Source organism: Kitasatospora sp. NPDC001539, from assembly GCF_040298565.1.
GTDB lineage: Bacteria > Actinomycetota > Actinomycetes > Streptomycetales > Streptomycetaceae > Kitasatospora.
This window is the reverse complement of the sequence record NZ_JBEPAK010000059.1, coordinates 1-16,458: the sequence shown is the minus strand read 5'-3', so window position 1 is coordinate 16,458 and position 16,458 is coordinate 1. Positions and strand designations below refer to the sequence as shown.

The following is a 16,458-nucleotide window of genomic DNA, read 5'->3' as shown; positions in this document are numbered from 1 at the left end:
CTACCCTTCGGCCTGCTCCGGTTCGGGGGGTTCGTCCCTGAGGGCGCTGTCCGTGAGGTCGGGGCGCTGCGCCGGGGGGATGAAGTGCTCGGGCGGCCGGGGCGCCAGACCCCCCGAGGGCGAGAATTCGGGCAGTTTCTCCAAGGTGCCGTCCTTGTCGTCCTTGTGGTCCTTCGACGGTTCCTTGCTGTCCTTGCCGTCCTTGCCGTCCTTCCCGCCCTTCTGCTCCGTGCGCGAGAGGTTCAGGGTCACCGAACGCTCCACCGGGTCCCGGTAGGTCAGGTTGAAGGTGGCGTTCTCCGGAGGGCCCGGGAAGGTGCCCGTGGCAGGCGTGACACCGATCCGGAGCTTGCCGCACGCGTTGGGTGCGAGGCCGGCCGGGAAGCTCTTCAGGACGAAGCCCGCGCCCATGGGCTGACCGGCCGTGGCGGTGAACTCCATCGGCCCGGGGCCGATGTCGGCGATCGGGACGAGGATGTCGGCAGGTGTCCTGCCGGTGAGGACGGTGGTCTGCACCGAGGTGTCGAGCTCGGGTCGCGCCTGCCGGGCCCGCTTGACGGTTCCTTCCGAGGACCAGACGAAGCCCAGTTCCTGGGGGTCGGTGTTGGTGATCCGCACGCTCCAGTCGCGGTCGGCCGGGTCGGAGACGGCCAGTTGCACGGTGAAGACGTCGTCGGCGTCGCGGGTCCAGGACGCGGTCGCGACCGGGGATCCCCCGATCCGGTCGAGGATGTCCGCGGTGGCGGGTGCCTGCGGGACGGCGGTGATCAGGCCGGCGTCCGCCCGGAGCTCGATGTCCGGGGCTCTGCCGCCCAGCGGTGCGCAGTCCGGGCCGATGGCCACGATCAGCAGGACCCAGGTCGCCGCCGCGGGGTCCACGGTGAAGGGGACCGGTCCGCTGGTGGCCCCGTTCGCGAGCTGGAGCCGGCCGGTGTCGGGGAACATCTCTGCCATGATCGTCTTCTCTCCTCGTGGCGCCGTGGCTCACCACGTCCCGAGCGGGACGACGTCGACGAACACCGGTCGTCCCGTCGTGTCGGCGCCCGTGGGGGCTGGCCTGGTCTCGAACTCCTGGACGACGAGACGCTGCGCCTGCTGTCCGGTGTCGGGAAGACTGATCGGGCTGGTCCGCCCGAGGACGGCGTTCGCCGTGAGGACGGTCGACCAGCCGGAGACCCCGTCCGGCGTCGCCGTCGACCCGGCCTCCTGGACCTGGAGTTCGGTCCGGACGGCGTTCCCCGCGCCGCCGGGCCCGAGGCCCTCCAGCACGACGCTCGCCTGCCCCGCGCCGCGGGTGACCGTCAGCCGCCGCTGCGGCGCGAGCTGGACGGGTTCGGTCAGCGCCACCTGCGACACGGCGGGCACGCCGGGGACGGTGTACGGCTGGTAGCGGGCCAGGGCGAGCCGGACGAACGGGAAGTACGAGGCGGAGACCACCGGCGCCAGGTCGAGGTCGACGAACCAGCGGTCGCCCTCGGGATCGAACTCGACCTGGTACACGGCGGCGTCCAGCCGGCGCTGCAACTCGGGCAGGATCACCTGGGCCCGGTCCGGCGCGTTGACCTGGGCACTGGTGAGGGCGGCGGGCGGCGCGCCGGTGTCCCGGATCGGGTCGCGCCCGGCGACGGTGACGTACTGGAGCGCCTCGGGGGGCACCGGCCCGGCGGGGAAGGTCAGCAGCGCCAGGACCTCGCCGTCGCCCGAGGTGAACCAGGGCCGCGCCAGGAAGACCCGCAGACCGCCGCCCTGGCGCAGCCGGATGAGCGTCTGCTGCCCGTCGGTGGCGCGGGTCCAGGAGAACGACGGCACGCAGTGGAGGAGTTTCGGGGCGGGCGGCCGCACCGAGCTCGGCACGTCGGTGTCCGCGAGCTGTCCGGTGGCGAGGCAGGCGCCGGGGTCGGCGGCGAGAGCGCGTCCGAAGCAGTCCTCGAACCGGGACACGGCCGTCACGGCGTAGCTCACGTGGTGGTGGCGGGTGTCGCCGAACTCCTGGCGGATCACCGGGAACGCCTCCGTGGGCGGCAGGTGCTGGACCTCGTACGAGCCGACGTGCGCCATCCGCTGGAGGACGGTCGGTGCCGCCGGGGGGCTGTCGTCCTGGTCGGTCCACTCGGCGTGGAGGTCGATGCGTCCGGTGCTCGGGATGTCGATCAGGAGTCCGTCCGTGCCGAGGACGGCGTCGTTCCCGCCGGGCTGCCGCTGCGCCGTCAGCCGGCCGCCCGGGTCGCTCAGCGGCCGCTGCACGGCGTGCACCATGGTGACCGTCCGCGGCGGCGTGATCAGGCGGTTCCGGCCGAGGACGATGTCCTGGAAGTCCTGCGCCTGCGGGTTGTTCGGGTCGACTCCCTGCCACCGGGCGATGCCGAACAGGCCGACGTCGCCGTACTGCAGGCACGACGGGATGTCGAAGGTCACCTGCTCGGCCTGGCCGAGCGCGACCGTGAGGTGACGGGGATCCAGTCGGCTGACCGTGCAGCCGCTCGCGGCCGCCGTCAGCCGCACGGACGCGGACCGGAGGTCGGGCCAGGTGCCCTGCCAGACGGCCACCACGGGCCGCTCGGGTGGCACGATCGCCCCGGGCTGCCCGTTCGTCGGGTCGATCGGCCGGGGTCGTGCGTTCATCGCGACGAAGGCGCCGCTCGGATCGGCCAGCCAGGGCAGCGTCGGGTCGGTCTCGGGCACGACGACGTACGGGGAGGGCACGTCCGGTCCGGCGGGGACGACCTGCGCGCCCGGGAGGTCGGTGAGTGTGCGGTCGGCCCGGGTGGCGACGTCGTAGAGCCGCGCCACTTCCGCGGCCGGCGCGGCGGGCCCCAGCGCGGTGTCGAACGCGCCGTCGTACTGCATCGCCACGGCGAGCGAGCACTTCGGCGGCAGCAGGTGCCGCAGGTCGTAGGCGCGGTAGCCGTGGGCGGCCGCGTAGTCGTCCACCGACGTGCCGCGGTCGCTGCGGATCACCATGCGGTCCTGGCCGTCGCCGTCGGCGAAGGGCAGGGTCGGCAGCAGTTCGGGCGGCGGCAGGGGCTCGAAGCGCGAATACGGGACGAGGTCCGTCTGCGCGTCGGCGGGGCCCACCTCCTCGGCGCGCAGGCCGCCCCCGGCGAGGTCGGCGATCCTGACCCGGAACCGGTACCGGCGGCCGAAGCGCAGCCGCGGCAGCGAGCCTGCGTCGCACTCCACCACCGTGTCGAGGGCCGGCACCACCGGCGGCGGCATGGCGTCCCCGGTGTCGGTGATCCGCTCGGGTCGCCGGGCCACCAGGCTCCAGCCGTCCCAGCGCGCCACGATCTCGTGCAGGTACAGCGGGTCGGCCGGCCCGGCGCCGGTGACCGCCGCGCCGGGCCGCAGGCAGCCCTCGTCCAGCAGGCCGTCGGGCAGCAGCGGCACGCCGCCGATCGTGTAGTGCACCCGCCGCCGGCACAGCGAGTGCCAGGCGTTGGTGGTGTCGTCGAAGACGTCGACCCGGTAGCCGCCCAGGAGGGAGTCCGCCAGCAGGGCCGGGGAGAGCAGGCCGGCCGGGGTGCTGCGCATGGCCGCCCGAAACAGCTGTCTGCGGTGCTCGCCCTCCCGGTCCCGGTCCACGAGGGCGAGCCCGAGCGAGTGCAGTGCGGGCAGCGCCCCGGCCGGGGACGTGCCGGACGGCGGCGTCGACGCATCGGACCGGGCCGTGCTCACCAGGCGCAGGGCGGCGCCGTCCACGTCGAAGGGCATGATCTCGAACCGGGTGTTGCCGGAGGGCGCGAGACCGGTGCCGGCCAGCGGGAGGAGGCCGGCGCTGAAGCCGGTGGTCCACGGCAGCCCGTCGACGGAGTCCGGCAGGAAGCGCGTGCCGTCCAGCAGGTAGGCCGTGGTCGGCGAGAGGTCGGTCTGGGTGGCCGCGGCCCAGCCCGGCGGCGGGTTCGGGTCGGGGTCCGGCCAGCGCGGCACCGCGCTCAGCTCCGTCGGGTCCGCCGGGGCGAGCTGGGAGGCGGGTACGGCGAGGTCGATCAGCAGGCCGAGCGCGCGCAGGACGAGGGGGTGCTCGCCCAGGTGCGCGAGGGTCTGGTGGAACTCGCTCCCGGGCGCGGGCGCCGTGCTCCTGCGCGGCGCCGTGACGGATGGGTCGCGCCGGTAGAAGGCGTAGGCCTGGGCGAGCACCGGCTGGTCCGTGGGTGCCCCTGCCGGTCCGGTGGCGGTCTCCAGCAGTCCGGTCTGCCACCGATCACTGATCGTCCGCAGCGCGGCCCGGAGCCCGGCGTGGCTCTCCGGCGCCGCGCCGCCGTGCGCGGCCAGGGCCTGGGCGGTGGCCGTGTAGATGCTCCGGACCTCCGTACCGGCGTCGCCGGCCGGGAACACCCGGGTGTCCCGCTCGTCGAAGGACGTGGCCCGGTACGGCTCCACGGCCGTCCCGTCGGGGAACAGCGCCTGCCAGGCGGCGAGTTGTCGCTCCGGCGTGAACCGGATGCTGCTTCCGTCGAGGGCGGTGTACGGGACGGGCGAGGACGGGACGGGCCGCCCGCCGGCGAGGACCTCGAAGCCCGTCGCGGCGAGGCGCTCCGGCCAGCCCTGCATCCCGAAGTCAGCGAGGGTGAGCGGGTTCGGGTCCGGGCTGAGCAGGCGCGGGGTCAGCAGTACGGACAGCAGCGCCATCGGCTCGGCCTGGCCGGGGACGGCGACCACCCGGCCCGCCGGGATCACGGTCCAGACGAACTGCCTTTCCAGGCCGGTCGGTGATGACATGGGTCACTCTCCCGTGAAGGCCCGGCAGTACGTCTGCCAGGGGAAGGGTGTTCCCGGCGGCCCGGGCCCGAGCGCGGCCTCGACCGACGGATCCGGGCCGGGTGCGGCGGCGCTCAGGGCGCGCAGCCCTGCGGCGTCCGGGCAGTTGCCGAAGCACTTGTGGCACTCCAGCGTGAAGGACTTGGAGAAGAAGGTCAGGTCCACGGTGATCACGAGCTTCGCCGACCCGCTCAGCGACCCCCGGGTGGCGTCGTACGCCAGGCTGAGCGTCAGCTCGATCGAGACGTTGATCAGTCCCAGGAGGGAGATGCTGCCGCCGATCCGCAGGTAGCCGGTGATCTCGGTGCTGGTGTCGTTCATGGCGAAGACGACGCCGCCGAAGACGTGCACCTCCGCGGAGGCGATGACGAAGTCCATGGAGATGGCGGCGCCGAACTCGATCCCGCCGGTGAACCGCTGGAGGCCGCTGTGCGGACCACCGGCGCCGAGGCCGAGTTCGAGGTACCCGCCGCCGCCGAAGCCGGACACCGTGACGAGGAACGGCTTCTCCCGGGTGCCGAAGGCGAAGTCCATGACGACGGGCTGGCCGGTCAGCGACAGCGTGACGCCGATCTGGATGGTGAGGTTCTGCAGGCTGAACACCAGCAGTTCCGCGCTGGGGACGACGATGGTGTACGAGGCGGTGACGGCGGTGGCGGAGGTGTCGATGCGCGGACCGCCGTTGCCCACGGTCGGGAGGTATTTCTCGAGCGTGGCGAGGAACCCCAGGTCCCCCTTGAGCGTGGCGCCCGACAGCTGGACGTCCAGGTCCAGCCGCTTGCCGGGGTCGGCGGTGAAGCGCACGGACGTGAAGGTGAGGACGACGTACGCCGGGAAGTCCTCGCCGGGGACGACCAGCGTGAAGTCGCCGATCGCTCCGGTGGCGTGCATCTCGGGCTTCCCGTCCGCCAGTTGGGCCCGGGCGTCGAGGTTCAGCGCGCACGTGGCACCGGGGCGGAACGGCCCGACGTCCTTCCTCAGTGCCTGCGTCCAGGTCAGCTCCGCCGACACGGTGGGCGTGCCCTCTCCGATCCACAGGAGCTTCGGCGGGTCCGTGACGACATCGATGAGGCTGCTCAGCGGGACGACGCCGAACAGGGTGGCGTCCGGGGCGAACAGCTTCGCGGGATCCGTCTGGAGGAGGTCGGCGACGGTCGGGCCGAGCGTTCGCGAGATCTGCGTCACGGTCATGTTCGGGGCGGCCAGCGATCCGACGCGCGCCCCGGCGGCCCCGAAGTCGAGCGCCTGCGGGGTGACGAGGTCGAGCAGTGCGTCCGGTGTCGGGCTGCCCAACGGAGTGGCGGCGAGCGCCTGCGAGATCGTGCTGGGGAGCGCGGGCAGCGGGCCGAGCAGCTGGCGGACCGCCGGCAGGCCGACGGCCAGCTGGGTCACCTGCGGGTAGAAGGCGACCCCGGTGCGGGACAGCCCGGCCGCAACCCCGCCGAAGGTCATCGACTGCACTTCCTGCACCGCGCCCGCCGCTGCCCGGGTCGCGGACTCCATGGCGAGCGGGAGGCGGGTACCGATGTCCGTGAGCGGCCGGCCGGGGTTCGCGAAGTCCCCGGTGTCGGGACCGTTCGCGTAGATCCCGTCGAGCGTCGCGCCGTAGGCGGCGCCGGTCGCGGCGTCCTCGACGAACAGCAGCGGCAGGTTCAGTTCCACGTCCTGCTGCCCGGCCGTCGCCTGGAGGGTGAAGACGACGGGTACCCGGCCGCGGGTCGGCCAGAAGCACCGCGGCGGGCCGGCCGAGGAGCCCAGCGGGATCCAGGAGGCGTCGTCCAGGTCGCCGGTCTGACCGGGGTCGATCGCCACGCGCTGGAACGGGAACCTGCGCTCGTGCGGGCCGCCCGCCCCGATGCCGTAGTCGTCGCGGACGGGCTCGGTGACGATCAGGAAGGCCCTCCGGTGCAGGGCGGCCACGGCGGGGTCGGTGCCGTCGAACCGGCGGTCGGACACCTCGACGTAGGCGGCCCGGTGGCCGAACGGGAACAGCGCACCGGGGACGGACACCTTGACGTGGAAGTCCCGGCCGAGCGCGGCGTCCTGGGCCCACTCCAGCCCGGGCCAGTGGGCGGCGGCGGTGAAGCGGGCGCCGTAGGCGCTCAGGACCAGCCGGTCCAGCGCGAGCGGATGACCGGGGTTCTGGGCGGCGGTCGTGACGATCGTCCGGTACCAGGTGTCCAGCGGAGTGCCGTGGTCGGCTCCGTCGGCCAGGGACTGCACGGGGCGCGCGCTCAGGTGACCGTCGGGGCCGGCGACGTGGCTGTGCCACAGCTCGGTGCCGCCGGCCGAGCCGGCGGCCGGCAGGGTCCGGTGGGTGCACCTGGCGTCCGGTTGTACGGCGAGCAGCAGGTTCCAGGGGAGTTCGAGCCTGGTCACGGGGTCGGCGGCGGTGGAGGCGGTGGTGACCAGCGGCAGCCGGTTCATCGCGTCGAGCAGGCCGGGCACGGTGAGGGTGACCGGGTCGGGGCCGACGGCGAAGCACAGGGTGGACGGGCCGGCGAGGAAGCCCTGGGGCGGTTGCCCGGATTCCACCACGGTCTCGGCCAGGTGCTGCGGGGGCAGCTCCACCAGCAGGCGGCCGCCGCCCGGACCGGCCACCAACTGCACCGTGCCGTCCGGGCCGGTGCGCTCCTGCAGGCCCTGGCTGCGGACGGTCAGGGTGACCAGGTCGTCCGGGCGCAGGACGGGGTAGCTGGGCGCGGCTGCGTTCGACAGGTCGAGGAGCTGCCACTCCTGCCAGCGGGCGTCGAACCGCCGGTGCATCAGCGCGGCATCGGCCCAGACGGCGAACACATCGATCCGGCCACCACCGGAGGACACGGCGGCCAGCCCGGGGCCCGCCGCGCCGTGGGTGGTGAGGTCGCCGCCGAGGTGCTCCCAGCCCAGCCGAGGCGCCAGGGCGGAGTGCCACAGACCGTGGTCGCCGCCCAGGAAGACGTCACGCTCCGTCGCGGTGAGACAGGTGAAGGACTGTTCGTCCCCCTCGGGCAGGGCTCCGAGCTCCTCCCACCCGGGTGGCTCGTGCTCCAGCGGGCCGTCGCCCTCGAACCGGCCACGGCGCAGGCGCCGTTCGAGGGTGTCGGCGACGAGGAGGTCGACCCGGCCGGGCGGGACGGCCACCGTCGCCGTGAGCCCGGGTGCCCGCTCGCCCGCGTGGAGCACCGTCGGACCCTCGCGCGGGTGCCAGTGCACGAACTCCCAGCCCCGCGGGGCCTTCTCCAGGACGAAGTGGAACTCACCGGGCCGACGCGGCACGGCCGCGAAACCGGTCGCCGCACCGTCCGCGGCGAGGGCGCCCAGTGACGTCCAGTGCGGCCGCTCCTCGGTGTCCAGGCGCAGGCGCCACAGTTCGCCGTCGGCATCGAGGGCGAAGGCCTCGACCGGGCCGCCCTCGAGCGCCGTCGCACTCAGCCAGTTGAAGTCGGGAGCCCCGGGCGACGGCCAGGGGCGGTTCAGCGCCCGCCAGGCGGTCCAACTACCGTCCAACGTCCGGTACCGCACGCTGCCGTCGTCCGCCCCCACGAAGAGGTGGAGCCTGCCGTGCCCTGGAGTGCAGACGGCCAGGGCCCGTGCCGGGTGGTCGATCATCGGGCGCCCCCAGCGCATGGACGCAGTGCCGGTCGAGGGGCCGGGGCCACCGGCGCCCGTCAACTCTCGGCGATTCCAGGCTATTCCCGGCCCGGGCGGACCTCAATTCGGTCACTTTCGGTAGCAGCCGCCGGAATCGTCCTCGGCCGTTCCGGCCCGTCGGGAGGTGGGAGGCGGCCCAACGAGCCCACGCCCCCCACGGCCCCGACGACGGACGGTCACCACATCAGCCGCCGACGCCGCCGCGCCTGAACCCGGTCCCGCGCACGTGGAGCGCCGACGCCCCGGCGAGCGAGCTGACGTACAGCCAGGCCGAGGCCGCACCAGGGCTTGATGGGAGCGGGGCCCGCTTCGTACGCTCGCCCGATGGCAGACACGCACCGCGAGGACCCCCGCCCCCTCGAGCTCGCCTTTCCCGGGCCGGAGCGCGATCGCGGGGTCACGGCGATCAAGGACGGTACGAAGACCGCGCTCACCGGCCTGCTGGAGATCTACCGGCATGCCGGTGAAGCCCTGCCGCAGGCGGGCCGGCGGTATTCGGTGCTGGACTCGCAGGGTCGCAGTGCCGTCATGATCGAGCTGACCGAGGTACGAGTCGTCCCGATGAACGAGATCGACGACGGCTTCGCACGAGCCGAGGGGCGCGGCTACGCGGACGCGGCGCAGTGGCGCTCCGCCCACGAGGACTTCTTCCGGAGCGCAGGCGTGGCGGAGTTCCTCGGACACACGCCGACCGTCGACGGAGACGCCCTCGTGATCGCCCAACGCTTTCGAGTCGTCGAAGGGTCCTGATCCTCGCGGCCACGGCCTCACCAGCGGGTCAGTGGCGCGCTGCGCCAGGGGCGCCGTCAGGGCAGGCGCTGGGCCAGCTCCGGGTAGTCGCGGATGAGGCCGTCGGCGTCGACGGTCAGGTCCGCGCGGTAGTCGCCGGAGGTGAAGCGGACGGTGGCGGTGCCGTCGGGGACGGTGCGGAGGTGGGTGTACGTCTGGCGGCTGGGGTGGACCGTCAGGTCGGGGACGCGGACCCAGGCCATCAGGAAGTGGTGTTCGCCCGGGCTGCGGTGGAGGCCGTGGCGCAGGACGGGCGGGGTGTTGGTGAGCGGGGACAGCCCGAGATCGCAGTCGAGGGAGCCGGCGAGGTCGCGGCGCTCGGTGCCGTCGACGGTCCAGCGGCCGGTGGTGTCGCGGCGCAGGTCGAGGGTGCGGACGGTCTCGGGGGTGTGGGCGGTGACGTGGAGGCGGCGGGTGGTGAAGTCCTCGCCGGTCTCGAGTTCGTAGGTGAGCCAGTACGGCGTCGGCAGCGCAGCGGCGACGCGTCCGCGGGCGCTCAGGGTGCTGGGGCCGAGGTCGATCCAGGCGGTCTCCAGGCCGGCGGTCTCGGTGATTCGCCAGGTGGGGACGGTCGTGCGGGTGCTCATCCGAGCACGCTAACGCCAGTCGCCGACACCATCCGGGAGGCCGGGCCGGGCACGCAGGGCCGCGGCTGACGGCCGCGACGGCGACGGCAACGGCGACGGCGACGGCGACGGCGACGGCGACGGCGAGTGATCGACCACGGCCCGGCAGGGTCGCATCATTCCCGTTCAGGGCCGCCAGGGCGGCGTTCAACACGTTTGACCGGCGGCCGGAGGGAACACGCTGCGCATGGGACTGTTCGGCAGCAGACACGGCAAGCACGAGGACGGGGTCGCCCGCGGCCCCGAGGAGGCGGCGGAGGAGGGGCCGGACGAGCCGACGCAGGTACCGGCGCGCGGCTGGTTCGGGGTGCTGAGGCGCACCGGGCGGGAGTTCCTCGATGACGAGTTGCCGGACCGGGCCGCCGCGCTGACGTACTACGGGGTGCTGGCGGTGTTCCCGGCGCTGCTGGTGCTGGTGTCGGTGCTCGGGCTGGTCGGCACTTCGGCCACTGACGCGGTGCTGGACAACCTGCAGAAGCTCGCGCCCGGGTCGGCACGCGACATCCTCCACACCGCGATCACCCAGTTGCAGGGCAGCCGGAGCACGGGCGGGGTGCTGGCCGTGGTGGGCGTGGCGGGTGCGCTGTGGTCGGCGTCCGGGTACATCGCGGCGTTCATCCGGGCGGGGAACGCCGTCTACGACATCCGTGAGGGCCGTCCGGTGTGGAAGACCCTGCCGCTGCGGGTCGGGTTGACGCTGCTGATGATGGTGCTGCTGACGGCCAGTGCCGTGATCGTGGTGTTCACGGGCCCCTTGGCGGAGCGGGCCGGTGACCTGCTCGGGGTCGGCCACACGGCGGTGACGGTCTGGTCGATCGCCAAGTGGCCGGTGCTCGTGGTGCTGGTGTCGTTCATGATCGCGCTGCTCTACTGGGCGGCGCCGAACGTCCGCGGGCGGGGCTTCCACTGGATCTCACCGGGCAGTGTGCTGGCCGTGCTGCTGTGGCTGGTGCTGTCCGGCGGTTTCGCGGCGTACGTGGCGAACTTCGGCTCGTACAACAGGACGTACGGCACGCTCGCCGGGGTGATCGTGTTCCTGGTGTGGCTGTGGCTGAGCAACCTCGCCATCCTGCTGGGGTTGGAGTTCGATGCGGAGCTCGCCCGCGAGCGGGCGATCGAGGGCGGTATGCCGCCGGGCGAGGAGCCCTACGTGCCGCCGCGCGACACCCGCACCTGGCCGGAGGAGGAACGCGGGGGCGGCGAGGGCTGAGCCGGTCGCGCCTCGGGATTCCCGGGTCGGTGCGCCGACCCGCGAGGGTGTCCGCTCCTCGGTCGGTACGCCTACCCCACGGAGGGTGTCCGCTCCTCGGTCACGCCCGGTGCACCGGTGCGGGCGGGCAGTAGGATCAACGGCGTTGTCACCCGCACCCCGCTGGTAGGAGGCTTTTCCATGGCTCAGGTCACCCTGAAGGGCAACCCGGTCGAGGTCGGCGGCGCGCTGCCCGCCACCGGCACCCAGGCCCCCGCGTTCACCCTGGTCGGCGCGGGCCTCGCCGACGCCTCCCTCAAGGACTTCGCCGGACAGCGCAAGGTCCTCAACATCTTCCCCAGCATCGACACCCCCACCTGCGCCACCTCCGTGCGCACCTTCAACACCCAGGCCGCCGCCCTGGAGAACACCGTCGTGCTGTGCATCTCCGCCGACCTGCCCTTCGCCCAGGCCCGCTTCTGCGGCGCCGAGGGCATCGACAACGTCAAGACCCTCTCCACCCTGCGCGCCCGCGACTTCCACGACACCTACGGCGTCGCCATCAACAGCGGCCCCCTCGCCGGCCTCACCGCCCGCGCCGTCATCGTCCTCGACGAGAACGACACCGTCCTCCACACCGAACTCGTCCCCGAGATCGCCGACGAGCCGAACTACGAAGCCGCCCTCACCGCCCTCAAGTAACCCCCGACGGCCCCGGTAACCTCCAGCAGCCCTGGCACCGGCGCTCCTTGCGGCGACTCGGCCTCCGGGCGACCGAAACCGGGGCGGCGGAGTTCTTACGGACGTGTTCGGCCTGCGAAGCCGCTGCTGCCAGCCCGGCAGCAGCGGCTTCCGCCGTCCCGGGCGGCCTTCGGCCCCGCCCTGGGCAGTGCGCGCGAACGGCGTGTGTCCGCTTCAGCCGACCGAGCTGGGCGACGGCGGCCCCACGCCCCCCGCGCGTCAGATGACCACGACTCGCCGTCCGCGGGTGTGACCGGCACGGCTGTCGATGTGCGCGGCCGCCGCTTCGGCGAGGGGGTACGACTTCTCGACCGGGATGTGGAGCCGGCCCCGCGAGATGAGGTCGACGGTCTGCGCGAGGGCCTCCGCCATGCTCCCGGCGACGCCGGAGAAGCGGACGCCGAAGTCCGGCGCCCCGAGGTCGGCGATGGAGACCACCTTCTGCGGGTCCCCGGTCAGCTCGACGAGTTCCCGGATCACACCGGAGCCGGCCAGGTCGAGAGCCGCGTCGACCGGACCGAGCCGCCGCACCCGGGCGACCCAGCCCTCGCCGTACGGGGTGGCCAGGGCGCCGAGGCTCCGGAGGTAGTCCTGGTTCGCGGGGCCGGCGGTGCCGATCACCGCGATGCCGCGGTCGCGGGCGATCTGCAGCACCGCCGAGCCCACTCCCCCGGACGCGCCGCTCACCAGCAAGGTCTGCCCGGGCTCCACACCCACCTGCCGGATGATGCGCAGCGCGGTCTCCATGACGGACGGGTATCCGGCCGCCTCCTCGAACGTCAGGCCCGGGGGCATGCGCGCCCACGCCGACAGGACGGCGAACTCGGCGTAGGTGGCCGAGCCTTCGCCGAACACGTGGTCACCGATCTCGATCCCGTGCACCCCTTCACCGACCTCGTCGACCACGCCGGCGGCGTCCTGTCCGACGCCTGCGGGCAGTTCGATCGGATGGGTTCCGCTGAACTGGCCTTCGCGGATCCTCCAGTCAACGGGGTTCACGCCTGCCGCCCGCACGGCGATGCGTATGCGGCCGGGGCCCGCGTGGGGCTCCTCGACATCGGCGAGGTGCAGGACATCGGGGCCGCCGTACTCGGCGAAGCTCATCCTCTTCATGACCCGACCGTAACACTAACCGTTAGTGTTTTGAACCAGTTATGAATTCGCATCTGATAGTGTCTTCGCCATGACCACGCCGCCCGGACGCCGCGAACGCAAGAAGGCCGCGACCCGCCAGAAGATCGCCGACACCGCGTTGCGGCTCTTCCTCGAGCGCGGGTACGACGCGGTGGGCATCCGGGAGGTGGCCGCGGAGGCCGACGTCGCCGTCACCACGCTCTTCTCCCACTTCCCCTCCAAAGAGGCCCTGGTGTTCGAGCGGGACGAGAACTTCGAGCAGCGCCTCACGGAGGCGGTCACCGGCCGGGCACCGCGCGATCCGCTCGTTCCCGCGCTGCGCCGCGAGATCCTGGCGCTGGTGCGGCACTGCACGGCGGAGAGCGCCGCACCGGTCTGGCGCATGATCGACGGATCGCCCGCCCTGCGGGAGTACGAGGAGTCGATGAGGCTGCGCCACGCGGAGTCGCTGGCGGCGGCGATCGCCGCCGACCCCGGGCTACCGCTCACCCCGACGGCCGGGCGGGCGATCGCGAGGTTCGTGATCGACGCCTACTCGCTGGCCCGTGAGGCGCCGGAGCCCGAGGCCGCGGTGGACGAGATCTTCCGGATGATCGAGGCGGCCTGGCGGGTCGCCACCTCCTGACGCATCGGGCATGACCACCCGTCACGACCAAGTCCCCCCCTGGGTAATTCCTCCCGCGCTCCGGGTTTTCCTGGCATGATCCGGCTTGCGCCCCGCCCGTAGCCGGTCCGGAGCCGGGCGCGAACGGGGAAGTCCTGGAGAGTCAGCGGGGGGATGGCGATGGACGCGCGCACGGCACGGACGCCGGACGGTGACGGTGCCTGAGGACTCCGTTCCCGTCCAGGACGCGCCACCCCCGGAGCCGGGCCCCGAGCAGCGGGCCGCGGCGCCGCGGCGCCGGCTCCGCCTGGGCGACGCCCTGTGGGCGGCCGCACCCTTCGCCGTCGGCTTCGTCGGCCTCGCCCTCACGGTCCTCGGCTTCGTGCGGTTCACCGACACCTTCGAGGAGATACGCGCGTACCGGGCCACCCCGGCCTGCACCGCGGCGGCCGCACCGGGCGACGACTGCGCGACGTCGGAGAGCGGCCGGGTGACGGAGAAGTCGGAGGAATCGGACTCCGACTCGACCAGTTACGTGCTGACCGTGGCCCGCGAGAACGCGCCCAGCGCCCGCTACTCCGTCGGCGAGGCGTTCTACGACGACGTCGCGCCCGGCACCGTCGTGGAGCTGAAGATCCTCCGGGGCAGGGTGTTCGAACTGAGCTACCACGGGCATCGCTCCCAGCCCCCGAACACGCCGTACCTGGAGATCATCGAGTTCAGCGCGCTGATCGGCGTCGGGCTGGTCATGGTGGTCGCCAGCCTGTTCGGGGATTTCGAGTTCACGATGGCGCTGAGCCTGATGTACTCCGTCGGGGTCTGGATCGCCACGGCCGTCGGCTCCGTCTTCCTGATCACCGTCCAGTGGCCGCTGATCGTCACCCTGGCCGTCGGCGTCGCGTGCTGGCTGTTCGCGGCCTACCTCACGTACATGACGTACGAGATGTTCTGACCACGCACGAGGCGTCCTGACCACCGCCCCCGCCGGGGGCGCAGCGGGCGCAGTGCATTCAGCACTCCTGCCGGCCCGCGGCCGGAGGCGGGGACGGGGGCCTGGACCGTCCATCGAGGTGGTTGTCAGGTCTAGAACAAGGGAAGGGTCTCCCCCGACACGACCACCACCGGGAGGGCACCCGTGCACCTGAGGACCAAGGCCGCCACCAGGACGGCAGCCGTCCTGCTCACCACCACCCTCGCCGCAGCTCTTCTCGGCGCCGCCCCCGCCTGGAGCGCGCCCGGCGCGGCCCAGCCCCGGGCGCAGGTGGAGGTCTTCGCCGAGGACGGCGGCATCTCCCGCACCACCGCGCCCACCGTCTCCCCCTACCTCGCCGCCCCCGCCCCCGGACTGACCGCGCCGGGCGGCGACGGTGACGTCACCCCACTGGTCCGCAACGGCGACACCGCCTCCAAGCTGGACGTGGTGGTGATCGGTGACGGGTACGCGGCCCAGGAGCAGGAGAAGTTCCGCTCCGACGCCGCCGAGAAGTGGCGCGAGATCACCGCCGTCGAGCCGTACGCGACCTACCGAGGCCTGTTCAACGTCTGGGCCGTGTCCGCCGTTTCGCCCGAGTCCGGTGTCTCCGGCGACCCGGACCGGGCGACCGTCCGGCACACCGCGCTGGGCTCGTACTTCTGGTGCGACGGCGTGGAGCGGCTGCTCTGCGTGGACGAGAAGGCGGTCGAGCGCTACGCCGCGAAGGCCCCGCAGGCGGACCTGGTGATCGTGGTGGCCAACAGCACCAAGTACGGCGGCGCCGGCTACAACGACGTCAAGTCCGCACTGGGCTACGAGGGGATCGCCACCGTGGCCGGCGGCAACGCCAGGTCCGGGCAGATCGCGGTGCACGAGACCGGGCACTCGCTGGGCAAGCTGGCCGACGAGTACGCCTACGACGGCCAGGGGGCGTACCAGGGCGAGGAACCGGCCGAGGCCAACATCAGCACGCTGACCGCCGACCGGATGCGCGACCAGGGCGTCAAGTGGTCCCGCTGGCTCGGGAAGGCCTCACCGGACGGCGGGACGGTCGGGACCTACGAGGGCGGCGGCTACTACCCGACCGGGCTCTACCGGCCGACCGAGAACTCGATCATGCGCTCGCTCGGGCGCGAGTTCAACCTGCCGGGACGGGAAGCGATGATCGCCGGCTTCTACCGCCACGCCACCCCGCTGACCAGCCCGACCCCCGCCGGCACCTGGCTCACCCCCGCCGACCGCCTCACCGTCGACCTGCCCGTGCCCGGCACGCTGCTGCACTGGTACCTGGACGGGCGCGAGCAGCCGCAGCTGCGCGGCCGTACGGCGCTCGACCTCGGCGCCCTGCACCTGACCGGCCCGAGGTCCCGGCCCCACCTGGTCAGCGCCGTCGCCACCGACCCCACCCCGGCGGTGGCGGACCCCGCGCTGCGACCGGAGCTGACCGGCAGTCTGTCCTGGCTCCTCACCCGGTAGTCCGGCGGCGCGACGCGCCCCGGAGCCCGACACGGCGTCGGCGCCCGGCAGCGTGCAGCCCGGCAGCGTGCGACCCGGCAGCGGTGCGCCGCTGCCGGGCCCACCGGGGCTACGCAACAGGACCGCGCCGGTCCGGCCCCTCCGGCGGCCGGCGGCGCAGTGGCTCGAGCTCGCGCTCGAGCGTCCGGACGTCCCGCGCTATGCGCGCGGCGACCTCCCGCGCTTCGCTCTCGCCCGGCAGCCGGCGCGACCAGGACCGGGCCTTGGCCCAATGCCGGTGACTTTGGTGTCTGTGGCTCGTTGGTTGTGGTGTGGCAAGGGTGGGGCAGGTCAAGTCGCCTGCGGGTGAGCGGTTGTCGGACCGGATAGCGATCGGGGTGCTGACCCAGGTGTTTCCGCCGGGTCTGGTCGATGAGGTGATCGCGGAGACCGGGCGCGGCGAGAAGAGGAGTCGGCTGCTGCCGGCTCGGGTGGTCGTGTACTTCGTGCTGGCGATGTGCCTGTTCTTCGGGCAGGGCTACGAGGAGGTCGCGCG

12 protein-coding genes are annotated in these 16,458 nt (G+C 73.2%); 7 read left to right on the top strand and 5 right to left on the bottom strand.

Features of this window, described 5'->3' with window-relative positions:
• Genes ABT247_RS12510 through ABT247_RS12500 form a run of 3 tightly spaced genes read right to left on the bottom strand, consistent with a single transcriptional unit; the run spans position 1 to position 8,349 of the window.
• Positions 1 to 954, bottom strand: coding sequence for a hypothetical protein (locus tag ABT247_RS12510; RefSeq protein ID WP_350741790.1), 954 nt, complete (start codon positions 952 to 954; stop codon positions 1 to 3).
• Between the two features lie 30 nt (positions 955 to 984).
• Complete coding sequence (locus ABT247_RS12505; protein ID WP_350741788.1) at positions 985 to 4,719, bottom strand: hypothetical protein; 3,735 nt, start codon at positions 4,717 to 4,719, stop codon at positions 985 to 987.
• 3 nt (positions 4,720 to 4,722) lie between these two features.
• Positions 4,723 to 8,349 carry a hypothetical protein gene (locus ABT247_RS12500; protein WP_350741786.1) on the bottom strand — a complete coding sequence of 1,209 codons (3,627 nt, stop codon included), beginning with the start codon at positions 8,347 to 8,349 and terminating at the stop codon, positions 4,723 to 4,725.
• A 366-nt stretch (positions 8,350 to 8,715) separates the two neighbouring features.
• Here ABT247_RS12500 and ABT247_RS12495 point away from each other — a divergent pair, with 366 nt between their 5' ends.
• Positions 8,716 to 9,141 carry an ASCH domain-containing protein gene (locus ABT247_RS12495; RefSeq protein WP_350741784.1) on the top strand — a complete coding sequence of 142 codons (426 nt, stop codon included), beginning with the start codon at positions 8,716 to 8,718 and terminating at the stop codon, positions 9,139 to 9,141.
• Between the two features lie 56 nt (positions 9,142 to 9,197).
• Here ABT247_RS12495 and ABT247_RS12490 read toward each other — a convergent pair whose 3' ends face one another.
• The gene (locus tag ABT247_RS12490; RefSeq protein ID WP_350741782.1) at positions 9,198 to 9,767 is read right to left on the bottom strand and encodes a putative glycolipid-binding domain-containing protein; all 570 of its coding nucleotides are present in this window, start codon (positions 9,765 to 9,767) and stop codon (positions 9,198 to 9,200) included.
• A 226-nt stretch (positions 9,768 to 9,993) separates the two neighbouring features.
• Between ABT247_RS12490 and ABT247_RS12485 the strand changes: the two genes are divergently transcribed.
• Positions 9,994 to 11,016 carry a YihY/virulence factor BrkB family protein gene (locus ABT247_RS12485; protein ID WP_350741780.1) on the top strand — a complete coding sequence of 341 codons (1,023 nt, stop codon included), beginning with the start codon at positions 9,994 to 9,996 and terminating at the stop codon, positions 11,014 to 11,016.
• 180 nt (positions 11,017 to 11,196) lie between these two features.
• On the top strand, positions 11,197 to 11,697 hold the full coding sequence (tpx, locus tag ABT247_RS12480) for a thiol peroxidase (RefSeq protein WP_350741778.1): 501 nt from the start codon (positions 11,197 to 11,199) through the stop codon (positions 11,695 to 11,697).
• A gap of 258 nt (positions 11,698 to 11,955) precedes the next feature.
• On the opposite strand, the gene ABT247_RS12475 is transcribed toward tpx, so the two are convergent.
• Positions 11,956 to 12,849, bottom strand: coding sequence for an NADP-dependent oxidoreductase (locus ABT247_RS12475; protein WP_350741776.1), 894 nt, complete (start codon positions 12,847 to 12,849; stop codon positions 11,956 to 11,958).
• Between the two features lie 70 nt (positions 12,850 to 12,919).
• On the opposite strand from ABT247_RS12475, the gene ABT247_RS12470 reads away from it, so the two are divergent.
• The 4 genes from ABT247_RS12470 to ABT247_RS12455 all read left to right on the top strand — a co-directional run.
• Positions 12,920 to 13,495 (top strand): TetR/AcrR family transcriptional regulator, encoded by a 576-nt coding sequence (locus ABT247_RS12470; RefSeq protein WP_350741774.1) that lies wholly within the window; start codon positions 12,920 to 12,922, stop codon positions 13,493 to 13,495.
• A gap of 190 nt (positions 13,496 to 13,685) precedes the next feature.
• Entirely contained in the window at positions 13,686 to 14,426 is a 741-nt protein-coding gene (locus ABT247_RS12465) for a hypothetical protein (protein ID WP_350741772.1), read from the top strand.
• A gap of 183 nt (positions 14,427 to 14,609) precedes the next feature.
• On the top strand, positions 14,610 to 15,923 hold the full coding sequence (locus tag ABT247_RS12460; protein WP_350741770.1) for a M64 family metallopeptidase: 1,314 nt from the start codon (positions 14,610 to 14,612) through the stop codon (positions 15,921 to 15,923).
• A gap of 311 nt (positions 15,924 to 16,234) precedes the next feature.
• A partial coding sequence (locus tag ABT247_RS12455; RefSeq protein ID WP_350741767.1) for a transposase domain-containing protein occupies positions 16,235 to 16,458 on the top strand: 224 nt, incomplete at its 3' end.

Coding starts and splice junctions, on each gene's coding strand:
- ABT247_RS12490 (WP_350741782.1), bottom strand. CDS start 9,767: ATGAGCACCCGCACGACCGTCCCCACCTGGCGAATCACCGAGACCGCC.
- tpx (WP_350741778.1), top strand. CDS start 11,197: ATGGCTCAGGTCACCCTGAAGGGCAACCCGGTCGAGGTCGGCGGCGCG.
- ABT247_RS12475 (WP_350741776.1), bottom strand. CDS start 12,849: ATGAAGAGGATGAGCTTCGCCGAGTACGGCGGCCCCGATGTCCTGCAC.
- ABT247_RS12510 (WP_350741790.1), bottom strand. CDS start 954: ATGGCAGAGATGTTCCCCGACACCGGCCGGCTCCAGCTCGCGAACGGG.
- ABT247_RS12485 (WP_350741780.1), top strand. CDS start 9,994: ATGGGACTGTTCGGCAGCAGACACGGCAAGCACGAGGACGGGGTCGCC.
- ABT247_RS12500 (WP_350741786.1), bottom strand. CDS start 8,349: ATGATCGACCACCCGGCACGGGCCCTGGCCGTCTGCACTCCAGGGCAC.
- ABT247_RS12505 (WP_350741788.1), bottom strand. CDS start 4,719: ATGTCATCACCGACCGGCCTGGAAAGGCAGTTCGTCTGGACCGTGATC.
- ABT247_RS12495 (WP_350741784.1), top strand. CDS start 8,716: ATGGCAGACACGCACCGCGAGGACCCCCGCCCCCTCGAGCTCGCCTTT.
- ABT247_RS12470 (WP_350741774.1), top strand. CDS start 12,920: ATGACCACGCCGCCCGGACGCCGCGAACGCAAGAAGGCCGCGACCCGC.